Here is a 4264-nt window from a genome sequence, read left to right on the forward strand (position 1 = left end):
AGCCAGCCCTCACCTCAAACCATGCTGACCGCCGGTCAGCATTCGTCAGTTTTCTCGCAAGTGCCTCAAATCAAGCGTGGGAAATGTACCATGAAAGCTGAGACGGCGAAGATTGGAATTGGATTGCTGGAGCAGTTGATCGCACTGGCGAGGGCTCGTCAGTGGGGCGAAGCGGCCCGTCTGGCGGGAGAGGCTTGGGCTGCTGATACCGAGAACGGCAGGCTGTGTGAGGTGGCGGGCCTGTTCGAACGCGCAGCCCAGAACTATTTTGCCGGGCGTCGTCGGCTGGAGCGAGCGATGCTCTTTGTACCGCTTCGCCCGTCAACCTGGTGTGCTCTCGCGGATTGCTACCTGCAGTCGGGCTTGTACCGTGATGCACGCGATATTTATGCGTCTGTCGCCAACGGTCCGGAAGTCCCTGCGGATATACTTCGTTATTGTGCTTCGCGGCTGGATTCGCTGAACGAATCGCCTCGGGCCCTGGAAGTCGCCCGTCGCGTGGTCGCGATGCAGTCCGACCATGCCCAATCTGTCTATGAATTTGGCTACTATCTGGCTCGAAGCGGTGCGACGGCATCGCTGGTGATGTCGGTCATGAAACGGGCAATCTCGCTGGCACCCGAAAAGGCGATCTATCGACTGGGGCTTGCGAAGATCGTCGCCGAGACGGGCGATCTTTCCCGGGCGCTGGACTGGGTTCGTCATTTGTCTGCGTCGCAACTGGACCAGATCGAGTGCCGGTGCTGTTTAGAGCGACTCGCCTTTCTCTACGAGGCTGGCGTCGATCCTGTGCGAGCGCACGCCTGTCGGGTGCGAATGGATAACCTGCCCGCTGATTCCATCCCCCCAACCGCCATCGCTCCCTATCTCCTGGTCAGCGAGTTCCTGGCCGAGGCGCAGGCCGCCTGCCGCGCGGAAGTGCTTTCTGTCGGTTGACCGAATACGTCTCTCTGTTCTGCGGTCACCGATGACGGTGGGCTTTCGAGTCGCGCGCTGCTTTGGCCGCGGACTGCAGCAGCATCATCTGCGGGGGAAACCCCAATGAGACCCGGTCGGTGTTATCCTTTTCCGCAGTAACGCCGGCCGGGTTTTCGATGCGCCACCCTTCTTTGTTCTGAATGGTCGCGACTGAAGCGGAAATTGAATTTTTTGCTACGACTTTCGCGGTGAGCAAATCTATCAGTGAAGTGGCTTACTGCAGGAAGTAATTCCAGGTGCCGTGTCTTGACGATTGCTGTCCAAACGGAATTGCTGTCTGAGGCGGCCTGCTGAACCGACGGAAGGCATCAAATGGAACCTGACGATACTGTCTGCAGCCCGCATGTACCCTCGTTTTAGTTCCGTTCGGAATAGCTCATGCCACGCGGAACGGGAGTGGAAATGCCTGTCGAGCCAAAGAACGAGAGCCCGTCAGCATGATTTCCGCCGCAAATGAGGCGTGTTTAGCGCGCGGTGGCAGTAGAGGGGGCGTTCGACCCGTTGGCGGTGCGACGCAGGGCGAGGACAGCGCCGAGCGAGACAAGAAGCGAGCCACCCAGTTCGAGCGCCGCGTTCAAATAGGAGCCGTTAAATGGCAGACGGTTCACATATCTTTCCAGATGGTAGAACGTGGCGGCACGAATAATGGCGAACGCGACGAGGCACATCATCCCCAGCAGCGCGAATCCGAACTCATGCAGGCGATGTCGCGTGAAGTACAGTTGTCCAAACACGAAGATCGTCGAGGCTGTGGCAAACACGGCAACGAAGATCGCCTGAATGGTTTTTCGCTTCTCGAAGAAGCCCGCATCTCTGGCGAGAATGCGTCCGACCTCTGTCAGAAGTATTTGTAGATCCAGTTGTTTGTTCAATCCAAAAAAGATCAGACTGAAGCCCAGCATCAGCCAAACCCACTGCAAAGCAGACTGGCCCTTAAGGGGCGTCCCTTGGAAACGCTGAAAGCCGATTCTCAGGCAGATTAATCCTGCGACCAGATGGCTGATGGTGATGGTCCAGCTCAAGAGGTCCGGATCTCCGATCTCGGGACGCCACCTCACCTTGGTGACGAGTTCATTAAGGACTGGGAGGGACGAAAAGCTGGCGACCGGGGTCATCGGAATCGAAGCCTGAGGATAAGTGTGAATTGAGACGTCGTGACTGAGCTCCTGTCGCGATGTCCGTGAGATTTTACAGGAAACTGGTCAGGCGTGCGCCTTTGTCACCTACTTTTTGGTTTTATGCGTGAGGTCACAAAAAATGAAGAGAATCGAAAGGGGAAAATCCCTGAATTTCGGTTTGCTCAACATTGATTCTCTGACAAAAAGGACGGGTGTCCAATATGTTTGTAGCTTCCAGCGACAATCATAATGAAAAATTAAGCGATCTGCAGATGCGAAGTGAGTCGCTTAACGAGCTGCGCAAGTCGGCGAAAGTTTTGATTCGTCCGTTCTCCGGACGCCATATCCTCTTCGTTGGACTGGAGATGGGGCAGGCGGCGTGCGGGCGAGTGGAGTCTTGTTTTTGAGCGGGCAGGCCATGGGCCGCTCATTAAGAGGGTGACGATTCGACTCATGCAAGCAGACGAATGTGTTAGTCAGCGCACTGCTGAGCCCTTCAAGTGATCAGCAAGCCGGCCTGAACTTTGACGCGCTGCAGACCACTGACTTTGAGAGAGAGCGTCGTTACCTCCGTCAGGATTCGGCGCGAGGAACGGTCCGGAGAACGTTGAGCCCGATTGCGAGTCGGTCGGGAGGAAACCTCGACGGCGACTCGTTCGGTCAGCGCCTGGTTCGACTCGCCCGTGAAGAAAGGGGCGAGGGATCTGAGCACACCTGAGGACTCTGTTCCCTCACTCGGTCATCGCGAGTAAAGGGAACGTAGTCGTGACAGTGTGGGATGGGATTAGCGTGCCACCGCTCGGGCTCGGCGAGACGGGGCCGGCAGTTCTGCAGGGAACGGGTGAATCTGCGGAGCCGATTCCAATTTGCTGGCGGGGACAGTTTCATTTGCGGCTTCGGGAGCGGTTTGCCGTCGCAGGCTGGGGCGACAGCACAGCATCGCAGGCAGAATGACGAGTTCGCCCAAGAGGGAAGCCAGCATCTGCGAGGCCATTAGACAGCCGAATCGGGCCGTTGGTGCGAAGCTGCTGAAACAGAGGGCCAGCATGCCCAGTGCCGAGATCAAGGTTGAGTCCAGCATCGGTTCACCGGAGTGCTCAAGCGATTGCAGTACGGCTTCTTTTGAGCTGGCTCCATTCCGGTATGCTGCCTGGTATTTCACGAGGAAGTGAAACGTGCAGTCAACAGAGATTCCTAACGCGATACTGCCGGTCATCATCATGCCGATATCCACGGGCATTCCCAGGAAACCGACGCTCCCGAACACCAGCCAGATCGGAATAATATTCGGAATCATGGCGACTATGCCGGCGACCACAGAACGCAATGAAAGAATCATTACGATCGAAATGGTGAGACACGCAGCGGTAAAGCTTTCCCAGAACCCGTCGAAAATTTCCTGCTGAGCATTCTTGAGCAGCGGGGTCAGACCTGTGAAATGGAGCGGCTCATCGGCGAGCCGCTCGGTCAATTGATTCAGGACTTCGACCGGATTGAGGCCCGAGTCATGGCGAATTCGGGCTGAGATTCTCCAGAGTCTCTGGCGGGCGGCGACAAAGCCTTCTTCGCCTGAGTACGACTTGGCGTGACCCAGAATTCGTGCTGCTGCCATTGTGCTGTCTGGCATTTCTTCGGGGAAAAACGTCGCCAGTGACAGCGTATGCCGGACACCGGGGTGGGCAGCGATCTTGGCCTCAATCGTGCGAATCTTCTGCAACTGGTCCATGAAGGCGAGCTTTTCGCCCCCCAGGTCAACAACCGCTTCGATCGAATCGACGTTGGTCAAGTCAGATTGGATACGGCGCAGGTCTGACAAAATCTTGCTGTTGCGAGGCAAAAACTCTGTTGGATTAATGCTGGGTTCCAACTTCAGGATGCCCAGAAATGTGATGCCGAGTAACACCGCAGCTCCGCCGAGTGCGAGGCCACGATGGGCGGCCACTTGTGAACCCCACCAGCGGAAGTTGAGTCGGAATCGCACGGAACGGACCGTGCAATGGGGCATGACCGTCAGCAGAGCCGGTGTGATCCCCAGCCCGACGATCAACGCGACAACCGCGCCGCAGGCGGCTGCGTAGCCGAACTGGCTGACCGGAAGGATGGTGCTGACGTTGAGTGAGATCAGGCCCATCAGGGTCGTGAGCGTCGACAGCATACAGGGCTTGAAT

At 57.0% G+C, this 4264-nt stretch carries 4 protein-coding genes; 1 reads left to right on the plus strand and 3 read right to left on the minus strand.

Annotated features, from left to right (window positions below; genetic code table 11):
- Positions 1-936: tetratricopeptide repeat protein (locus VGE80_RS01905; protein ID WP_440591472.1), on the plus strand; the 936-nt coding region annotated here is incomplete at its 5' end.
- Between the two features lie 506 nt (positions 937-1442).
- Here VGE80_RS01905 and VGE80_RS01910 read toward each other — a convergent pair.
- The 3 genes from VGE80_RS01910 to VGE80_RS01920 all read right to left on the minus strand — a co-directional run.
- The gene (locus VGE80_RS01910) at positions 1443-2093 is read right to left on the minus strand and encodes a hypothetical protein (RefSeq protein ID WP_373653450.1); all 651 of its coding nucleotides are present in this window, start codon (positions 2091-2093) and stop codon (positions 1443-1445) included.
- A 499-nt stretch (positions 2094-2592) separates the two neighbouring features.
- The gene (locus VGE80_RS01915) at positions 2593-2808 is read right to left on the minus strand and encodes a hypothetical protein (RefSeq protein WP_440591473.1); all 216 of its coding nucleotides are present in this window, start codon (positions 2806-2808) and stop codon (positions 2593-2595) included.
- Between the two features lie 72 nt (positions 2809-2880).
- Positions 2881-4264, minus strand: a 1384-nt coding sequence (locus VGE80_RS01920; RefSeq protein ID WP_440591474.1) for an efflux RND transporter permease subunit, incomplete at its 5' end; no start/stop codon positions are given.

It is taken from the genome of Schlesneria sp., assembly GCF_036405755.1.
GTDB lineage: Bacteria > Planctomycetota > Planctomycetia > Planctomycetales > Planctomycetaceae > Schlesneria > Schlesneria sphaerica.

Bases quoted from the DNA above. Each gene is read 5' to 3' on its own strand.
- VGE80_RS01910 (WP_373653450.1), bottom strand. From the start codon at position 2,093: ATGACCCCGGTCGCCAGCTTTTCGTCCCTCCCAGTCCTTAATGAACTC.